Below are 18,284 nucleotides of genomic sequence, written 5' to 3' on the forward strand. Positions count from 1 at the left end.
TATCTGAGACGCAAGCCGTCCGGCTGGCCCTGACCCGCCGGCGCTGGTTGAGTGGGTGGCACCGGGGCCCCCTTGCGACCAACACGTTCGGGGAACAGCCCGGGGAGACATCGAGGAACAGAGTGAGGACGACCGTCATGGGCAAGACACTGGCAGAGAAGGTCTGGGACGCGCACGTGGTCCGCAAGGGTGACGTGGTCGGCGCCGAGGCCCAGCCCGACCTCCTCTACATCGACCTGCACCTCGTGCACGAGGTGACCTCCCCGCAGGCCTTCGAGGGCCTCCGCCTCGCCGGGCGACCGCTGCGACGTCCAGACCTGACGATCGCCACCGAGGACCACAACACGCCGACGATCGACATCGACAAGCCGATCGCCGATCTCACGAGCCGCACCCAGATCGACACCCTGCGGGCCAACTGCCGCGAGTTCGGCGTCCGCCTGCACTCGCTGGGCGACGCCGAGCAGGGCATCGTCCATGTGGTGGGTCCGCAGCTCGGCCTGACCCAGCCGGGCCTCACCGTCGTCTGCGGTGATTCGCACACCTCCACGCACGGGGCCTTCGGTGCCCTCGCCATGGGCATCGGCACCTCGGAGGTGGAGCACGTCATGGCCACCCAGACGCTGTCCCTGAAGCCGTTCCGGACGATGGGCATCACGGTCGAGGGGACGCTGAAGCCGGGTGTCACCTCGAAGGACATCATTCTCGCGGTCATCGCGAAGATCGGCACGGGCGGCGGCCAGGGCTACGTGCTCGAGTACCGCGGCTCCGCCATCCGGTCGCTGTCCATGGAAGCGCGCATGACCATCTGCAACATGTCCATCGAGGCGGGAGCCCGTGCCGGGATGGTGGCGCCGGACGAAACCACCTTCGACTACCTGAAGGGGCGGCCGCACGCACCGCAGGGCGCGGACTGGGACGCCGCCGTCGCCGACTGGCGAGAACTGCGCACGGACGACGACGCCGTCTTCGACGCCGAGGTGTTCCTCGACGCGAACGATCTCGAGCCCTTCGTCACGTGGGGCACCAACCCGGGCCAGGGCGTCTCGCTCTCGCAGTCCGTCCCGGCACCGGAGGACTTCGCCGACGAGAACGACAGGGCCGCCTGCAGCAGGGCCCTGGAGTACATGGCCCTGGAGCCCGGAACGGCCATGAAGGACATCCGCGTGGACACCGTCTTCCTCGGCTCCTGCACCAACAGCCGGATCGAGGATCTCCGGATCGCCGCTGACATCATCCGGGGACGCGAGAAGGATCCTGCGATCCGGATGATGGTGGTGCCGGGTTCGGCCCGCGTCCGCCTGCAGGCGGAGGCCGAGGGGCTGGACCGCGTCTTCAAGGACTTCGGCGCAGAATGGCGCTTCGCCGGGTGCTCGATGTGCCTGGGGATGAACCCCGACCAGCTCGCCCCGGGGGAGCGCTGCGCCTCGACCTCGAACCGCAACTTCGAAGGACGCCAGGGCAAGGGTGGGCGCACGCACCTCGTCTCGCCCGTCGTCGCCGCTGCGACGGCCGTCCGAGGCACCCTGAGTTCGCCGTCGGACCTCGGCCCGCTACCCGGCGGCACCGGTGTCCACGTCACGACCCCGTCCTCCGTCCCTGCTGCCTAGGAGCCGTTCCATGGAGAAGATCACCACGCACACCGGGATCGGCGTGCCGCTGCGCCAGAGCAACATCGACACCGACCAGATCATCCCCGCGGTGTACCTCAAGCGGATCACCCGCACCGGATTCGAGGATGCGCTCTTCGCCGAGTGGCGCAAGGACAGGGAGTTCATCCTGAACCGCGAGCCGTACACGCGCGGCTCGGTGCTCGTCGCCGGCCCGGACTTCGGCACCGGGTCCTCCCGCGAGCACGCCGTCTGGGCGCTGAAGGACTACGGCTTCCGTGCCGTGCTCTCCTCCCGGTTCGCGGACATCTTCCGGGGCAACTCGGGCAAGCAGGGGCTCGTCGCGGCGCAGGTCGCCCAGGACGACATCGAACTCATCTGGAAGGTGCTGGAGAACGAGCCGGGCACCACGGTGACCGTGGACCTCCAGGCCCGCACCGTCCAGTGCGGCGCGGTCAGCGCACCCTTCCAGCTCGACGACTACACGCGCTGGCGGCTCCTCGAGGGCCTCGACGACATCGGGCTCACCCTGCGGCAGGAGGAACACATCACGTCCTTCGAGGCCCGGCGCCCCGCCCACAAGCCCCTGACGCTGCCCGCGCGCTCCTGAGCGGCGCGTCCCGCCCGGCGGCAGCGGCTGCGGCGTGGGTCGCTGCGCCGGCTCGGACTGTCGGCTCGGGGTGCCGGGCGCATCACGGGCCGCCGACCGGCGGACAGGAATGACGACGCACCCTCACCGGTTGCTCTCACCGAACAGGGAGTGCACCAAGTACCCTTGTATTTCTGTCTGCTCCGTGGTGCTCCTATGCTTGTAACGGGCATTTTCGAGTCCGCGGGGGTTCAACGTATGAAGAAACTAGGTATCCATGGGTAGCGTTCTCACCATTCGCGGCGGCATTCCGTTGAGGGGCAAGGTATCCGTTCGCGGTGCGAAGAACCTCGTCCCGAAGGCCATGGTCGCCTCTCTCCTCGGCAACACGCCGTCGGTCCTCCGGAACGTGCCGGAGATCAAGGACGTCGATGTCGTCACCAGCCTCCTGCAGCTGCACGGCGTGAAGGTGACCAAGGATCCCGTGACCGGGGACCTCACCATGGACCCAAGCGACGCGAAGATGGCCCGCTCCAAGGACATCGACGCCCACGCCGGTGACTCGCGCATCCCCATCCTCTTCTGCGGTCCACTGATGCACAGCATCGGTGAGGCGTTCATCCCCGATCTCGGCGGCTGCAAGATCGGTGACCGCCCCATCGACTACCACCTCGAGGTGCTCCGCAACTTCGGCGCCGTCGTCGACAAGCGTCCCGGTGGCATCTCCATCTCCGCTCCCAAGGGCCTCCACGGCGCGAAGCTGACGCTCCCGTACCCCAGCGTCGGCGCGACGGAGCAGGTGCTCCTCACCGCGATCCGCGCCGACGGCATCACCGAGCTCTCCGGTGCCGCCGTCGAGCCCGAGATCATGGACCTCATCGCCGTCCTGCAGAAGATGGGCGCGATCATCACGGTGCAGACGGACCGCGTGATCCGCATCGAGGGCGTCAAGGAGCTCACCGGCTACAACCACAAGGCCATCTCGGACCGCAACGAGACCGCGTCCTGGGCGTCCGCCGCCCTCGTGACGCAGGGCGACATCTATGTCGAGGGCGCCCGTCAGCTGGACCTCACGGCCTTCCTCAACACCTACCGGAAGATCGGCGGCGCGTTCGACGTCGACGACGACGGCATCCGCTTCTACCATCCGGGCGGTCCGCTCTCGCCGCTGGTCCTCGAGACCGATGTGCACCCCGGCTTCATGACCGACTGGCAGCAGCCCCTCGTCGTCGCGCTGACCCAGGCGGCGGGAGTGTCGATCGTGCATGAGACCGTGTACGAGAACCGCTTCGGCTTCACGGAGGCCCTCATCCGGATGGGCGCGAACATCCAGGTGCACCGCGAATGCCTCGGCAGCGTGCCGTGCCGGTTCGGGCAGCGCAACTTCCTCCACTCCGCCGTCATCTCCGGACCCACCCAGCTCCGCGGGGCCGACATCGACATCCCCGACCTGCGCGGCGGCTTCAGCCACCTCATCGCCGCGCTCGCGGCCGACGGCGTCTCCCGGGTCACCGGGATCGAGCTGATCAACCGCGGGTACGAGCGCTTCCAGGACAAGCTCGAGGGCCTCGGCGCCGACTTCGACATCACGGAGGATGCCCCGGCTGACGCCGTGGCAGTCTCCTAGGCGGTTCGGGCACATGGGGGAACCACGGGGTTCGCGCGCCATGTTCACCTTCCTCGCCTCCTGGGTGAGGCCGGTCATGAACGCCATGATGGCCAAGGAGTGGCGGGGCCAGGAGCGGCTCCCCCGGGGGACCGGCATGATCGTCTGCCCGAACCACGTGACCGAGATCGATCCGATCGTGGTGGGCCACTTCCTGTACAACCAGGGTGTCATGCCGCACTTCATGGCGAAGGCGTCGCTCTTCTCCGTGCCCGTGATCGGGTCCATCCTGCGCGTCATCCGCCAGGTGCCGGTGGAGCGCAGCTCCGCCGGGGCCAACCGATCGCTGGAGGCCGCGCGCGAGGTGCTCGCGGACAACGGCGGCATCATCATCTACCCCGAGGGCACGCTGACCAGGGACCCCCACCTGTGGCCGATGAAGGGGCGGACGGGTGCGGCGCGGCTCGCCCTGCAGACCGGGGCGCCCGTCGTGCCGATCGCCCAGTGGGGGGCCCACGAGGTCTTCCCCCGCTACGCCAGGCGCTTCCACCTGGTCCCACGCAAGCGTGCCCGCGTCCTGGTCGGTGAACCCGTGGACCTCAGCGAGTTCCGAGGTGCCCCGCTGACCCGCACCACCCTCGACGCCGCGACGGAGCGCATCCTCGATGCGATCACGGAGCTGCTCGCCGAGCTGCGCGGTGAACTGGCGCCCACGGAGCGCTGGGATCCGGCCGCGAAGCAGCAGACGTCGACCGGCCGTGATATCGGTGCGACGGGCGGGAACGCCGGGGATCCGCCGTCCGCCGAAGAGTCGGGAGCTGCATCGTGAGCGATTCGGAGACCGGCGCGCCCGGTACTGCCCACCACGCCGTCGCGGTACGCCCCGACGGTGCCCCCCGGAAGATCGCCGTCCTCGGCTCCGGGAGCTGGGGGACCACCTTCGCGAAGGTGCTGGCCGATGCGGCTCCGGACACCGACGTCGTGCTGTGGTCCAGACGCCCGGAGGTGGCGGAGGAGATCTCCGTGCACCACCGCAACTCGCGGTACCTCGGGGACACCCGGCTCCCGGGCAACGTCTCCGCCTCGGCGGAGATCGACGCCGTCCTCGTGGACAGCGACCTCGTGGTCCTCGCCGTCCCCGCGCAGACGCTGCGCGCCCAGCTGCCCGCCTGGCGGCCCCTCATCCCGTCCCACGCCGTCGTCGTATCCCTCATGAAGGGCCTCGAGGTCGGCACGGACGCGCGCATGAGCGAGGTGATCGCCGAGGAGCTCGCGCTGCCGGCCGAACGGATCGCCGTGCTGTCCGGGCCGAACCTGGCCATGGAGATCGCCCGGGAGGAGCCGACGGCGTCGGTCGTCGCGTGCCCCGACCACGACACGGCGACCTGGATCGCCGCCGCGTGCACGGCCTCCTACTTCCGCCCGTACACCTCAACGGACGTGATCGGGGTGGAGATCGGCGGCATCGTCAAGAACGTGATCGCGCTGGCGGTCGGCATCTGCGAGGGCCGCCGCATGGGTGACAACACCAAGGCCTCCGTCATCACGCGCGGCCTCGCCGAGACCACGCGCCTCGCCGTCGCCCTGGGCGGGCGCCCCGAGACCATGGCCGGACTGGCGGGCATGGGCGACCTCATCGCCACGTGCTCCTCCGCCCTCTCGCGCAACCACACCGCCGGGCACCTGCTCGGCCAGGGCCTGACCCTCGACCAGGTGACGGTGCGCATGAACCAGACCGCGGAGGGCATCAAGTCGGCGCATGCCGTCCTCGACTCCGCGACGAAGCTCGGTGTCGACATGCCCATCACGGCGAGCGTGGTGGCCGTGCTGCAGGGACGCCTCTCCGTCAACGACCTCGGGCCGCGGCTGCTGGCCCGCAACCTCAAGCCGGAAGGCGATCACGCACCGTGACCACCGAGACTCCAGCCCCGTCCAAGCCCCGCGTCCTCGTCCTGTTCGGCGGCCGGTCGAGCGAGCACGCCGTCAGCTGCGTGACCGCGGCGGGTGTCCTCGAGGCGATCGACCGCTCCCGCTACGACGTCATCCCCGTGGGCATCGCGAAGAGCGGCCAGTGGTCGCTCGTCTCGGCCGATCCTGCGGCCTGGTCGCTTCGTTCCGATGTCCTGCCCGAGGTGACAGCGACCGCGCAGGCCGTGGTGATGGGTACCGCCGACGGTGGTGCGGGACAGGAACTCCTCGTGGCCGCGCCCGGGTCCGTGCCCGAGAGCCTCGGCGGGGTGGACGTGGTGCTGCCCCTGCTCCACGGCCCGTTCGGCGAGGACGGCACCCTGCAGGGCCTGCTCGAGATGGCGGACATGCGGTACGTCGGAGCCGGGGTGCTGGCCTCCGCGGTCGGCATGGACAAGCACTTCATGAAGGTGGTGTTCGCCGCCGCGGGCCTCGAGGTGGGTCCCTATGCCGTGGTCTCGGACCGGCAGTGGCGCACCGCCCCCGACGACTCCTGCGAGCGGGCTGCCGCCCTCGGCTTCCCCCTGTTCGTCAAGCCGGCGCGTGCGGGCTCCTCGATGGGCATCAGCCGGGTCGAGGACGCCGGCGGGCTCCGCGCCGCGATCGAGAAGGCGCGGGCCTTCGATCCCAAGGTGGTGATCGAGGCCGGTATCGAGGGCCGCGAGATCGAGGTCGCCGTGCTGCAGGGCCGGGGCCTCGACGGCCCCCGGACGTCCCTGCCCGGCGAGATCGCGATGCAGCCGGGCGATCACGCGTGGTACGACTTCGAGGCAAAGTACGTGGACGGTGCAGCCGCGGAACTGTCCTGTCCGGCTGATCTCCCGGGCGACGTCATCGATCGCGTCCGGGTCCTCGCCGGGGAGGCGTTCGACGCGATCGGCGGCGAGGGGCTCTCACGCGTCGACTTCTTCTACACGCCGGACGGTCGGCTGGTCATCAACGAGATCAACACCATGCCGGGCTTCACGCCGATCAGCATGTATCCGCAGATGTGGGCGAAATCGGGTCTCGGCTACACCGAGCTCATCGACGAACTGATCGGGCTGGCGCTGGAGCGGAGCACCGGGCTGCGCTGACGTCGCGGTGCACGCTGCGCCGACGTCGCGGTGAAGGGTCGGTCCTCAGGTGAGGACGACGACGCCCAGGAGTGACAGCCCCGCCAGCAGGGTGGTCGCCGCGGCACCCACGGCGGCGAAGCGCCCGCCGGTGCGCAGCAGTCTCCGCAGGTCGATGCCCGCCCCCAGGCCGAACATGCCCGCAGCGAGCAGGATGGTCGTGACGGTCCGGCCGATGTCCAGGGCGGGCTGCGGGAGGACCCCGAGCGATCGCAGGACCACCATCGCGAGGAAACCGACGACGAAGAGCGGAACCACGGGTGTGGCGCGACGGGCCGCGCCCGTGTCCGAGGAACCCGCCACCATCCTCCCGCCGGTCGTCGGACCGGGCGTCGAGGCGTTCGGCCACACGGTGCCGGCCTCGGTCGTGGCGGCGTGCAGGCCTGCGGAGGAGCGACGTCGCTCACCGATGCTGGCGATGGCGGCCACCGGGGCGAGCATGAGGACGCGACCGAGCTTCACCACCGTGGCCGACGCCAGCGCCACGGTGCCCGCCGTGCTCGCCACCGCGACGACCTGCGCGACCTCGTGGACGGCCAGCCCGGACCAGACCCCGAAGCGGGTCGCATCGAGGCCGATCACGGCGTTCGCCAGGGGCAGGACGATGATCATGAGGGAGCCGTAGAGGGTGACCATCGCGACGGCGGAGGCCACCTCGTCGTCGTCCGCCTCGACGATGCCCTGCATCCCGGCGACGGCCGTCGCTCCGCAGATCGAGAAGCCGGCCGCCATGAGCAGGGATCCGGAGCGGCTCAGTCCGAAGCGCCGCCCCAGCCAGAGGGTTCCGTAGAAGCTGAGGACGACGCACGCGACGATCAGCAGGATGACCTGCGGCCCGAGAGCGAGGATGTCGGGCAGGGCCAGCTGGAGTCCGAGCAGCACCACGCCCGCGCGCAGGAGCCGCTTGGTCCCTCCGCCGATCCCCGGGCGCAGGGAGGCCGTGTACAGCCCGGAGTTCCCGAGGAGCATCCCGAGGAGCAGCGCGATGACGAGGGCCCCGAGGAGCGTCTGGAGGGATGCGAGGAACAGCGTGATGGCAACGCCGCCCGCCATGACGAGGAGACCCGGGACCCACGCCCGACGCCGTGGATCCCGGGGTGGGGTGCTGCTGGCATCTCCCACGGGGCAGATCCTTCCGGCCGCCCTAGACGGGCTCGAGTAGTGTCGGACCGATTCTGCCAGAGGCGGTGGGCTACACCGACCGCTCCTGGTGGGACGGGATGATTCCCTCCGTCAGCGCGTTCGGCGTACCGAAGCGGTGAGCGGTGATGCTGATCGCCTGTTCCTGCAGGAACGGCAGGAGTTCCACGCGCCCCGACTCCGTCACCGGCTGTGCGTAGACCGCGAGGTCCGGGCGTCCGCCCGTCGCGACGGCGAGCTCGGACGCGCCGGCTCCGATGAGTCGGACGCGGCGTGCCGCCGAGGTCGACGCAGTGGCGAGCCAGGCCGCATCGTCCTCCGTCGTGAGGCTCTCGGCCTGCGCGGCGACGACGGGGCGGAGCGCCGCAGGCAGCTCGACGGCGCTCGAGACGGAGACCGGGGCGCCGGCGGCGCGGGCGGCCAGCAGCACGCGGACGAGATCGGAGACCGGCGCACCTTCCGCGAGCCGGACGGTGACCGGGTGGGCGACGTACCGGAAGAGGTTGCGCTCGGCCGAGAGCGCGGAGACGTCCCGCACGGCACCGAACTCGCCGGTCCACGCCTCGGCGTCCGACGCCGCCGAGCGCGCCAGCCGGGCGAGGTCCGCCTCCGGCAGTCCCGCGGACCGGGCCGCCGTGAGCAGGGGAGCGGCGCCGGCCAGCGGCGCGGCGTCGGCGGTGGACTCCCTGGCCGACCAGGAGCCGAGACCCGCGAGGTAGTTGGGGCCTCCGGCCTTCGTTCCTGCGCCGACCGCCGACTTCTTCCACCCGCCGAACGGCTGCCGCTGCACGATCGCGCCGGTGATCCCGCGGTTGACGTACAGGTTCCCGGCCTGGACACCGGCCAGCCAGATGGCGATCTCCTTGCTGTCGAGGGAGTGGATGCCCGAGGTGAGGCCGTAGTCGATGTCGTTCTGCAGCGCGATGGCCTCCTCGAGGGTGGCGGCCGTCATGATACCGAGGATCGGCCCGAAGTACTCCGTGAGGTGGTAGGTGGACCCGCGCTTCACGCCGTCACGGACGCCGGGGCTCCAGAGCCGACCGCCGGCATCGAGCTTCTGCGGTTCGATCAGCCAGGACTCACCCTCGCCGAGGGTCGTCAACCCGTCGAGGAGCTTGCCCGCGGCCGGTTCGATGACGGGCCCCATCTGCGTGGTGGGGTCCTCGGGGTAGCCCACGGTGAGGGAGGCGACGGCGTCCAGCAGCTGATTGCGGAAGCGGTGCGATGTGGCGGCGCTTCCCACGAGGATCACGAGCGACGCCGCCGAGCACTTCTGCCCTGCGTGCCCGAAGGCCGACTGCGCCACGTCCTTCGCCGCGAGGTCGAGGTCGGCACTCGGCGTCACGATCACCGCGTTCTTGCCCGACGTCTCGGCGAGTAGCGGCAGGTCCGTCCGGAAGGAGCGGAAGAGTTCCGCGGTCTCGTATCCACCGGTGAGGATCACCCGGTCCACGCGCGGGTCGGCGATGAGCCGGCGGCCGAGCTCGTTCTCCTCGAGCTGCACGAGGCGCAGGACCTCGCGCGGCACACCGGCCGCCCAGAGGGCGTCCACCATGACCGAACCGGAGCGGCGGGCCTGGGAGGCGGGCTTGATGATGACCGCCGAGCCGGCGGCGAGGGCGGCGAGGGTGGAGCCGGCCGGGATCGCGACGGGGAAGTTCCACGGCGGGGTGACGACGGTGAGCCGTACCGGGGAGAAGGCGGCACCGTCGACGTCGTCGAGGTCGCGGGCACGCTCCGCGTAGTAGTGGGCGAAGTCGACGGCCTCGGAGATCTCCGGGTCGGCCTGGTCCAGCGTCTTGCCGGTCTCGGCGGCCATGACCTCCATGAGCTCGGCACGGCGGGCCTCGAGGGCGTCGCTGGCCCGGTGCAGGATCACGGCCCGCTCGGCACCGGTCAGGGAGCCCCAGTCACCCGACGCCGCGACGGCACCGGCGACGGCTTCCTCGAGGTCCTCGGCGCGGGTGAGCGTCGTCGCTGCCACGAGGTCGTTCCCGAGCTGCGAGGTGGGGACGCGATCCAGGATGGCCCGGCCCCAGGCGCGGTTCGCGGGGAGCGAGGGATCGGTGTCCGGGGTGTTCACGAAGCCGGTGCCCGGGTGGGCCGGCTCGGGACGGGTGCGATCCTGCCGGCGGTTCGGCGCCGGAACGGTGTCGTCGAGATCGCCCAGCGAGGCGAGGAACCGGTTCTTCTCGCGCTCGAACAGGGCCTCGTTCTCGGTGAGCTCGAAGACGGCGGACATGAAGTTGTCCTGGCTCGCGCCCTCCTCCAGACGGCGGATCAGGTAGGCGATGGCGACGTCGAACTCGCTCGGGTGAACCACGGGTGTGTAGAGCAGGAGGGAGCCCACATCGCGCTTGACCGCCTCGGCCTGCCCCTGGGCCATGCCGAGGAGCATCTCGAACTCGATCCCGTGCCGCACGCCCCGGTCGCCGGCGAGGAGCCAGGCGAAGGCGAGGTCGAAGAGGTTGTGGCCGGCCACGCCGATCCGGACGTTCTCCACCCGGCCGGGCTGCAGTGCGTAGTTGAGGACGCGCTTGTAGTGGGTGTCGGACTGCTGCTTTGAGCCCCAGGTGGCGAGCGGCCAGTCGTGCAGCGAGGCTTCCACGGTCTCCATGGGCAGGTTCGCGCCCTTGACGACGCGCACCTTGATGCCCGCGCCACCGCGCGCCCGCCGGGCGGCGGACCACTCCTGGAGGCGGATCATCGCTGCGAGGGAATCCGGCAGGTAGGCCTGCAGCACGATCCCGGCTTCCAGGTCGAGGAACTCGGGACGGTCCAGGATCTTGGTGAAGACCGCGATCGTCAGGTCGAGGTCCTTGTACTCCTCCATGTCGAGGTTGATGAACTTCCTCGACCCGGACCGCGCGGCCAGGGTGTAGAGGGGCGTCAGCTTCTCGGCCACGTGCTCCACGGCCTCCTCGAACGCCCACGCGGGGTGCGGAGCCACGGTGGAGGACACCTTGATGGACACGTAGTCGACATCCGGGCGCTCGAGCAGGCGGACGGTCCCCTCGAGGCGGCGCTCGGCCTCCCGGTCGCCCAGCACGGCCTCACCGAGGAGGTTGACGTTCAGGCGGATCCCCTCGCGCCGGATCTTCGCGATCGAGCGGCCGAGCTTCGCCTCCGAGGCGTCGATGATGAGGTGTCCCACCATCTCGCGCAGCACGCGCCGCGCGATCGGGATGACTACCTGGGGGAGGACGGGGGCGACGCCGGCGCCGATCTTCACGGCAGCGCGCATGTACCAGGGGAGGAAGCCGGGCACCATGGGCGCGATGGCGCCGAGGTTGCGCGCCGCGACCGAGAGGTCCTCCGGACGGATGACGCCGTCCACGAAGCCGACCGTGAAGGCCAGTCCGTTCGGATCCTTCAGGACGCCTGCCAGTTGCTGTGCGGAGGCGTCCACGGGCACCTTCGACGCCTCGGTGAGCCAGCGCCGCACGAGCGCGACGGATTCCTCGGGCAGCGTCGCCGGGATCTCGGTGGTCCCGCCGGGCACGGCGAGGAAGCGGGTGGGGCCGCCGTCGTTCACCGGGTGGGTGTCGACGGACGGGTCGGGGGTGGCCGCTGTGGCGGCGAAGCCCTCGAGGGGCGGGATCTGGGTTGTCATGGCAACGGCTCTCGGTCGGTCGGCTCACGCCGGGCACAGGATGAAGCAGCTACTTCACGTCCCAGTATCGACCGGCCGTAGGATGGGGAAAAGCGATGAATACCGAAGGGTATTCGTCAGCGGAACCGAAGAACCGGGACCGCGGGAACGACCCCTGGAGGCACGGTGCTGGACCTGCGGAGACTGCGCCTGCTCAGGGAGCTCAAGATCCGCGGCACGCTCGCCGACGTCGCCGCGGCCCTCAGCTACAGCCCGTCCTCCGTGTCGCAGCAACTGGCCCTGCTGGAGAAGGAAGTGGGCGTCGAACTCCTGCGGAAGACCGGACGGCGCGTGGTCCTGACGCCGCAGGCCGAGGTGCTCGTCGCGCACACGGCGGAACTGCTCGAAACCCTGGAGCGGGCCGAGGCCGACCTCGCGGCGTCGCTGACCACGGTCTCGGGGACCGTGCGGGTCGCCGTGTTCCAGTCCGCGGCGCTCGCGCTGATGCCCGACGCCCTGACGGCCATGAACCGGGACTACCCCGAGGTCCGGGTGGAGATGGTGCAGCGCGAACCGGAGAGGGCGCTGTACGAGACCTTCGCCCGCGACTTCGATCTCGTCATCGCCGAGCAGTACCCCGGGCACGCCGCCCCGCGCCATGCGGAACTGGACCACGTACCGCTCACCCAGGACGCGATCCGCCTCGCCGTCCCGCGGACAGGGGGACGCGCCGTCACGGCCATCACCACGGTGGCGGATGCCGCGGACGCGGCCTGGGTGATGGAACCGAGGGGTGCCGCGTCCCGCCACTGGGCGGAGCAGGCATGCCGCCGTGCCGGGTTCGAACCGGACGTGCGCTACGAGACCGCCGATCTCCAGGCCCAGATCCGGCTCATCGAGTCCGGCAACGCCGTCGCGCTCATGCCGGATCTCGTGTGGACCGGGCGGAGCGTCCCCGTCCGGCTCCTCGACCTCGACGAGGACCCGCGGCGATCCATCTTCACCTCGGCACGCCGGGCCGGCGCGCGCAGACCCGCCGTGCTCGCCCTCCGCGACGTCCTCGGACGAGCCGCGGCCGGCGTGCGGCGCCCCGCGCAGGAGCAATAAACCGTCCGCCGATCCCGTTCAAAGGATGACGCACGTTTTCGCCCTGTTCCGCACCGCTCCTAAGGTTGTTGCATGCCCGCCCAGCCCGTCCGCTCCTTCCCGTCCGCGTTCCCGTCCGTCCCCGCCAGCGTGGAGCGGGTCGCGGAGACGGTGCTGCCCACGCGGCACGGGACCTTCCGGCTGATCGGCTACCGCGACGGCGGCGGGACGGAACACGTGGTGCTCGCGCAGGGGATCGACGACGACGCGACCGACACGACCGCGGCGCCGCCGCTCGTGCGGGTCCACAGCGAGTGCCTGACCGGGGATGCCCTCGGATCATGGCGCTGCGACTGCGGGGAGCAGCTCGACGCTGCGCTCGCGGAGATCGCCCGCGAGGGTCGTGGCGCCGTGGTGTACGTCCGTGGACACGAAGGTCGCGGGATCGGCCTGCTCGCGAAGCTCAAGGCGTACGCACTCCAGGACCAGGGGATCGATACCGTGGATGCGAACACCGCGCTCGGTCTGCCGGTCGACGCGCGCCGGTACGACCAGGCCGCCGAGATCCTGCAGGACCTCGGGATCAGGGCCGTGCGCCTCCTCTCCGGGAATCCCGCCAAGGAGGAGGCCCTGGCGGACCTGGGGATCCGTGTCGTCGAGCGGCGGGGGCTCGTGGTGTCCGAGCGCTCGGAGAACGCACGCTACCTGGCGACGAAGCGGGCCCGGATGCGCCATGACGCCGCGCCGGTCGCCGACGCCTGGGACCTGCTGCTGGACGGCATCGTGCCCGCTGCACCGCCGCCCGGTGAGGCCGAGGAGCTGGCCCACCGCTACGGCTACGTGGCCGGTGCCACCGGGCAGCTCGTCATCGGGCAGCTGCGGCAGAGCCTCGACGGGTTCATCGCCTCGCGGACGGGTGACGCCGGGCTGCACGAGGACCGGGGCGATCACGGCCACCTGCAGCGCCTGCGGGCTCTCGTGGACGCCGTCGTGGTCGGGGCGTCGACCGTCCTCGCGGAGGACTGCTCGCTCGCTGTCGAGGACGTCCCCGGCACGAGCCCCGTGCGCGTGGTGCTCGACGCCGGCGCGAAGGTCGGTGTGCAGGCACGCGTCTTCGCCGACGACGGCGTCCCGACCCTGTGGATCACGGGATTCGGAGCGGTGGTCCCGACGGGCCTGCCCGCGTCCGTCGAGGTGGTCCGGCTCGCGGAGGACGATTTCGCTCCCCGGCGCGTCCTCGACATCCTGCAGGCGCGGGGGCTGTGGAAGGTGCTGATCGAGGGAGGCGGGAAGACGGTGTCCCGTTTCCTCGACGCCGGGCTGCTCGACAGGCTCTACCTCACCACCGCGCCCGTCCTCGTGGGCGACGGCGTGCCGGGCATCCGGTTCAGCGGCTCGGATGCCCTCGACGAGGCCCGCAGCGCCCCCGTGCGGCGCTTCGTGTTCGGACAGGACATCTGCACGGAGTTCAACTTCGCCGCGGTGCGCTGACGAGGGTGACGGACGCCGGACGAACGAATCCCACGGCGCCGCGGCTGGAAGCCGCTGCACCGTGGGACCCGTTCGGTACCGAGGCGTGCCGGGGGATCAGGATCCCTCGTCGAGCCTCTTGCTCTTGCCCTGGAGCCTGTCGATGTGCTCGGACGCCTCGGCCTTGTTGATGTCTGCGGGGATCTCCTCGCCGGCCTCGCGGGCGAGGGTGTCGAGGTAGCTGCGCTGAGCCGCGGTCATGGGCTCGTCGCCGGTGACCCAGTCGGAGGGATCGCGCTCGAAACCGCCGTCGGGCTCGGAGGTCGGGCTTCCCAGTGTGTCTGCCATGTGTGTTCCTCTTCGTCGTGGGGCGTGAGCCATCAGTCTACTTACCGTCACCGACACCCTTGTAGGGTGGGGCCATGATCACCGTCAGAGGATCCATCAGCACCGTCCTTCCTCCCGAGCGGGCCTTCGCCTTCCTCTCCGAGTTCGAGAACACGAGCACCTGGGATCCGGGGACCCCCGTCGTCGGGAAGCGGTCCGACGGACCGGCTGCCGTGGGGCACCGCTACCACGCCGAGGCCGAGTTCCGTGGCAAGCGTCGGCCGATCGAGTACGAGATCATCGAGCTGCGGCCCGGGCACATCCGGTTGCGCGGGGAGAACGGGACTCTCGTCGCCTCCGATGCGATGGATGTGGTCCCCTCGAAGTCCATCCCGGGCGGCAGCGATGTCACCTACACCGCGGAATTCGACCTGAAGGGGATGCTGAAGATCGCACAGCCCCTCCTCCGGCCGGCGTTCGACGCGCTGCGTGATCCGGCGTTGAACGGGATGAAGGGGAAGCTCGACAGCCTGGCCGGCTAGCGCGGTTCCGGGCGCACGTCGGCGATCCACCGCCCGACGGGTGGGGGCTCCTGTGGTCCGTCCGGCCGGCGGATCGCCGGGACGCGTCTGCGCACCTGGCGCTCGGAGTGCGCTGCCAGCCGCATCCGTCCGCCGGTGTACCGCACCCCACCGCGCGCACTGCTCAGGACGGCGAGCCAGCTGCACACGGACCGCTGCGCGAGCCACAGCGGTGCCCACAGCGCAGCAGCGGGTGGATACACCGCCCGCCCATTCCGCCGTCGCCGGCCCAGCTCCGCCAGGGCGGCGACGCCGCAGACCAGCCCGGCGAGCTGCAATCCGTCGGGGCGGATGAGGACCAGCGCGGGCAGGACGCCGAGTTCCGCCAGAAGGCGCGCCGGCTGCGCCACGCTGTCATAGGCCTGCCGCACGCGCTGCAGCAGGACGTGCTGCGGCAGTACAGGGAAGACGACGCACGAAGAGACCGTCCGCCCGGGCCTCCCTCCCGCCGGCAGCACGGATGGTCCGGACCAGTTCGAGGTCCTCGAATAGGGCGTCGGTACTGTACCCACCGGGCGTGACGCGGAAGGACGCGTCGTGGGATCCATCGACCACCGTGACGTCGACCCACCGCACCAGCCTGGCCAGGTAGCGGGCCAGCTCATCGGGGGCCCCCGACGGTCCACCTCAGCGGCAGGATGTACTCGGCCGGCTGGTGCATGGCTGCTGCGGGTCCTCCTGCGCAACGGGTTCCCGGACCTGATATCCGCTTCTCCTCAACTACTAAGGCTGCTTATGGTGAGAAGTGCCCGCGGGAGAAACCCAGCAGACACCAGGAGGAACAGTGAGCCAGCCAGTGCAGCAGCAGGACCCACCCGGAAGCACCGATGCGATGGAGCCCGCGCCCGATCACGGCGAACAGTCCTACCGCGGTTCGGGCCGCCTCGCCGGCAAGAAGGCGGTCATCACCGGCGGTGACAGCGGCATCGGTCGCGCGGTCGCCATCGCGTATGCGAGGGAGGGCGCGGACGTCCTCATCAGCTATCTGGACGAGGACGACGACGCCCGCGAGACCGCGCGCTGGGTCGAGGAGGCAGGCAGGACCGCTGTCCTCTTCCCCGGCGATCTGGCCGATCCGGCGACGTGCAGGGGCGTGATCGACACGGCGGTGCAGGAGTTCGGGCGCGTGGACATCCTCGTCAGCAACGCCGCCTTCCAGATGACGCACGAGAGCATCGAGGAGATTCCGGACGAGGAGTGGGACCGAACCCTGGCCATCAACCTCAGCGCGTTCTTCCACCTGACGAAGGCGGTCCTCCCGCACATGGGCCCGGGAGGCTCGATCATCGGCTCCAGTTCGGTGAACTCGGACAACCCCGTCCCCACCCTCATGCCCTATTCGGCCACCAAGGCCGGCATCGCGAACATGACGGCCGCCATGGCGCAGCTCCTCGCCGAGCGCGGCATCCGCGCCAATTCGGTGGCGCCCGGACCGATCTGGACACCGCTCATCCCGGCGACGATGCCCGAGGACCAGGTGGAGAGCTTCGGGCAGCAGGTCCCGATGCAGCGCGCAGGCCAGCCGGCGGAGCTCGCCCCGGTGTATGTGCTGCTGGCCTCGGACGAAGGGAGCTACGTCTCCGGTGCACGCATCGCCGTGACGGGCGGACAACCCATCCTGTAGCGTCCGTCCGCTCCGTCCGGGACGCACCCATCCACAGCGGGAGCGGACACGAACATGTGGGGGACAAGCCTCCCTCGGACGCATAACAGTGGTCGTCCGCGGGAGGCTGTCCTCCCCACGCAGCATCGCTCCGGAGGCGGACCGGACCGGGGACTCAGCCCCGGAACATCGGCAGCGGTGCTCCTGCCACACCGGGCGTCACCGCGAAGAGGGCGCCCGCCAGTGGCTCCGACCCGGCCGGGATGTTCTCCTGCGTGGTCGTGATGAACAGGGTCGAGAGGTCCGCCCCACCGAAGGCACACGCCGTCACGTTGGTGACGGGCAGCGGGATGTGTTCCGACAACCTGCCCGACGCATCGAAGCGCGCCACGGCGCCGCCACCGTAGAGCGCGGTCCAGATACCGCCCTCCGCGTCGATCGCCATGCCGTCCGGCATACCGAGCGCGGGCTCGACGACGGCGAAGGTGCGGCGGTCCGTGAACCTCCCCGCCTCGACGTCGTACCCGAGCGCGTCGATGCGGCCCGTCGGGGTGTCGCTGAAGAAGACGGTGGCGCCGTCGGGGGAGAAGTGCAGGCCGTTCGACACGGTGATCCCGCTGAGCAGCGTCGAGACGGAGTGATCGCCGTCCAGCGAGTACAGCGTGCCGGCGCCGAAGCCGCCCTCCCAGCCCATGGAGCCGCAGAGGAACCTGCCGGCCGTGTCGCAGCCGCCGTCGTTCATGCGGACGGCGGGGTCGTCGAAGGCCTCCGGCCCCTGCACCAGATCGGAGAGCGACTCGTCCGCGAACACGAAACCACGCTCCACGCCGATGACGTAGCCGCCCGAAGCGCGGCCGCGGATCACGCCGGCGAGGCGGGGATGCACGTCGTGCCGGTCGATGCTGCCGTCCTCGTGGCGCACGAGGACGTCGCCCTCCATCATGTCGACGAGGAGCAGTTCACCCCGCCGCGGATCCCAGTAGGGTCCCTCGCCGTGGAAGGTGCAGACGTCGGAGATCTGTTCGGCTTTCACTGTGCCTCCTGGCGGTTCGCGGCTGCTGCGGTCGGTCCGGCGTCAGCCGCCGGTGGGTGCGGGGGTGGCCTCGGACAGGCCCACGCAGGCCCGTGTCTGCTCGACCCGCGAGACGGCGTCGCCCAGCTCCACGAGGACCGTGCTGGAGGCCACCTCCTCCGGATCGAACAGGACCTCGACGGCGGGATCCCGCCCGTAGGTGGTCGCGGTCCACGCAGGATCGCCCTCGCGGACCACCCAGTCGACGTCGTTCACGGTCACGCAGGGATCGGTGGTCGGCCCGGGGACGACGACGCCGCAGCGCAGGACCACCCGGGACGGATCGCCCCAGGCCGACGTCGCCTGGCTGTTCGTGTCCCGCTGCTCGTTCTCGGCGACCAGCGGCGGCAGGGCGATCATCACGTCCGCGCAGTCGGCATTCGCGGCGTCCGCCGCGGGGTCGACGTCGACGACGGACGTGCAGCCGGGCAGCACGACCAGCAGGGTCGCGGCGGCCGCCAGGAGGGCCACGGCACGGGGGAGAGCACGCATGGAGCCAGCCTAGTGCGTGCCCCCGGCCTTCCC

16 protein-coding genes are annotated in these 18,284 nt (G+C 70.7%); 10 read left to right on the forward strand and 6 right to left on the reverse strand.

Going from position 1 to position 18,284, the window contains the following annotated elements; genetic code table 11:
- Positions 1-137: 137 nt before the first annotated feature.
- The 6 genes from leuC to ACTIMO_RS15720 all read left to right on the forward strand — a co-directional run bounded on the left by leuC (position 138) and on the right by ACTIMO_RS15720 (position 6,849).
- Positions 138-1,610 (forward strand): 3-isopropylmalate dehydratase large subunit, encoded by a 1,473-nt coding sequence (gene leuC / locus ACTIMO_RS15695; protein WP_422390021.1) that lies wholly within the window; start codon positions 138-140, stop codon positions 1,608-1,610.
- A gap of 10 nt (positions 1,611-1,620) precedes the next feature.
- Positions 1,621-2,220 carry a 3-isopropylmalate dehydratase small subunit gene (leuD, locus tag ACTIMO_RS15700; RefSeq protein WP_055770574.1) on the forward strand — a complete coding sequence of 200 codons (600 nt, stop codon included), beginning with the start codon at positions 1,621-1,623 and terminating at the stop codon, positions 2,218-2,220.
- Positions 2,221-2,476: 256 nt separating this feature from the next.
- The gene (gene murA, locus ACTIMO_RS15705; RefSeq protein ID WP_055770578.1) at positions 2,477-3,826 is read left to right on the forward strand and encodes a UDP-N-acetylglucosamine 1-carboxyvinyltransferase; all 1,350 of its coding nucleotides are present in this window, start codon (positions 2,477-2,479) and stop codon (positions 3,824-3,826) included.
- A 13-nt stretch (positions 3,827-3,839) separates the two neighbouring features.
- Complete coding sequence (locus ACTIMO_RS15710; protein WP_448182988.1) at positions 3,840-4,634, forward strand: lysophospholipid acyltransferase family protein; 795 nt, start codon at positions 3,840-3,842, stop codon at positions 4,632-4,634.
- 74 nt (positions 4,635-4,708) lie between these two features.
- Complete coding sequence (locus tag ACTIMO_RS15715) at positions 4,709-5,716, forward strand: NAD(P)H-dependent glycerol-3-phosphate dehydrogenase (RefSeq protein ID WP_235498918.1); 1,008 nt, start codon at positions 4,709-4,711, stop codon at positions 5,714-5,716.
- Positions 5,713-6,849, forward strand: coding sequence for a D-alanine--D-alanine ligase family protein (locus ACTIMO_RS15720; protein ID WP_422390018.1), 1,137 nt, complete (start codon positions 5,713-5,715; stop codon positions 6,847-6,849). Before ACTIMO_RS15715 ends, ACTIMO_RS15720 begins: the two co-directional genes overlap by 4 nt.
- Before the next feature lie 45 nt (positions 6,850-6,894).
- Here the strand turns inward: ACTIMO_RS15720 and ACTIMO_RS15725 are convergent, their stop codons facing one another.
- Together ACTIMO_RS15725 and ACTIMO_RS15730 are read right to left on the reverse strand one after the other, a co-directional pair.
- Complete coding sequence (locus ACTIMO_RS15725; RefSeq protein ID WP_448182989.1) at positions 6,895-8,010, reverse strand: YeiH family protein; 1,116 nt, start codon at positions 8,008-8,010, stop codon at positions 6,895-6,897.
- Between the two features lie 70 nt (positions 8,011-8,080).
- Entirely contained in the window at positions 8,081-11,641 is a 3,561-nt protein-coding gene (locus ACTIMO_RS15730; protein WP_448182990.1) for a bifunctional proline dehydrogenase/L-glutamate gamma-semialdehyde dehydrogenase, read from the reverse strand.
- Positions 11,642-11,806: 165 nt separating this feature from the next.
- Here ACTIMO_RS15730 and ACTIMO_RS15735 point away from each other — a divergent pair, with 165 nt between their 5' ends.
- On the forward strand, positions 11,807-12,727 hold the full coding sequence (locus ACTIMO_RS15735; RefSeq protein WP_448182991.1) for a LysR substrate-binding domain-containing protein: 921 nt from the start codon (positions 11,807-11,809) through the stop codon (positions 12,725-12,727).
- 72 nt (positions 12,728-12,799) lie between these two features.
- Positions 12,800-14,197, forward strand: coding sequence for a GTP cyclohydrolase II (ribA, locus tag ACTIMO_RS15740; RefSeq protein ID WP_448182992.1), 1,398 nt, complete (start codon positions 12,800-12,802; stop codon positions 14,195-14,197).
- A gap of 96 nt (positions 14,198-14,293) precedes the next feature.
- Here ribA and ACTIMO_RS15745 read toward each other — a convergent pair whose 3' ends face one another.
- Positions 14,294-14,524 carry a DUF3072 domain-containing protein gene (locus ACTIMO_RS15745; RefSeq protein WP_157365852.1) on the reverse strand — a complete coding sequence of 77 codons (231 nt, stop codon included), beginning with the start codon at positions 14,522-14,524 and terminating at the stop codon, positions 14,294-14,296.
- Positions 14,525-14,598: 74 nt separating this feature from the next.
- Here ACTIMO_RS15745 and ACTIMO_RS15750 point away from each other — a divergent pair, with 74 nt between their 5' ends.
- Positions 14,599-15,045: an SRPBCC family protein gene (locus ACTIMO_RS15750; RefSeq protein WP_448182993.1), complete on the forward strand. Its 447-nt coding sequence runs from the start codon at positions 14,599-14,601 to the stop codon at positions 15,043-15,045.
- Here the strand turns inward: ACTIMO_RS15750 and ACTIMO_RS15755 are convergent.
- The gene (locus ACTIMO_RS15755) at positions 15,042-15,455 is read right to left on the reverse strand and encodes a hypothetical protein (protein ID WP_448182994.1); all 414 of its coding nucleotides are present in this window, start codon (positions 15,453-15,455) and stop codon (positions 15,042-15,044) included. The two genes, ACTIMO_RS15750 and ACTIMO_RS15755, sit on opposite strands and share 4 nt — an antisense overlap.
- A 413-nt stretch (positions 15,456-15,868) precedes the next feature.
- Between ACTIMO_RS15755 and ACTIMO_RS15760 the strand changes: the two genes are divergently transcribed.
- Positions 15,869-16,708: an SDR family oxidoreductase gene (locus ACTIMO_RS15760; protein ID WP_448182995.1), complete on the forward strand. Its 840-nt coding sequence runs from the start codon at positions 15,869-15,871 to the stop codon at positions 16,706-16,708.
- Positions 16,709-16,862: 154 nt separating this feature from the next.
- Here ACTIMO_RS15760 and ACTIMO_RS15765 read toward each other — a convergent pair whose 3' ends face one another.
- Both ACTIMO_RS15765 and ACTIMO_RS15770 read right to left on the reverse strand, forming a co-directional pair.
- Positions 16,863-17,720, reverse strand: a complete 858-nt coding sequence (locus ACTIMO_RS15765; protein WP_448182996.1) for an SMP-30/gluconolactonase/LRE family protein — start codon at positions 17,718-17,720, stop codon at positions 16,863-16,865.
- 42 nt (positions 17,721-17,762) lie between these two features.
- Positions 17,763-18,251, reverse strand: a complete 489-nt coding sequence (locus tag ACTIMO_RS15770) for a DUF3515 family protein (protein WP_448182997.1) — start codon at positions 18,249-18,251, stop codon at positions 17,763-17,765.
- Between the last annotated feature and the right edge of the window lie 33 nt (positions 18,252-18,284).

The organism is Arthrobacter sp. CP30 (assembly GCF_053470025.1).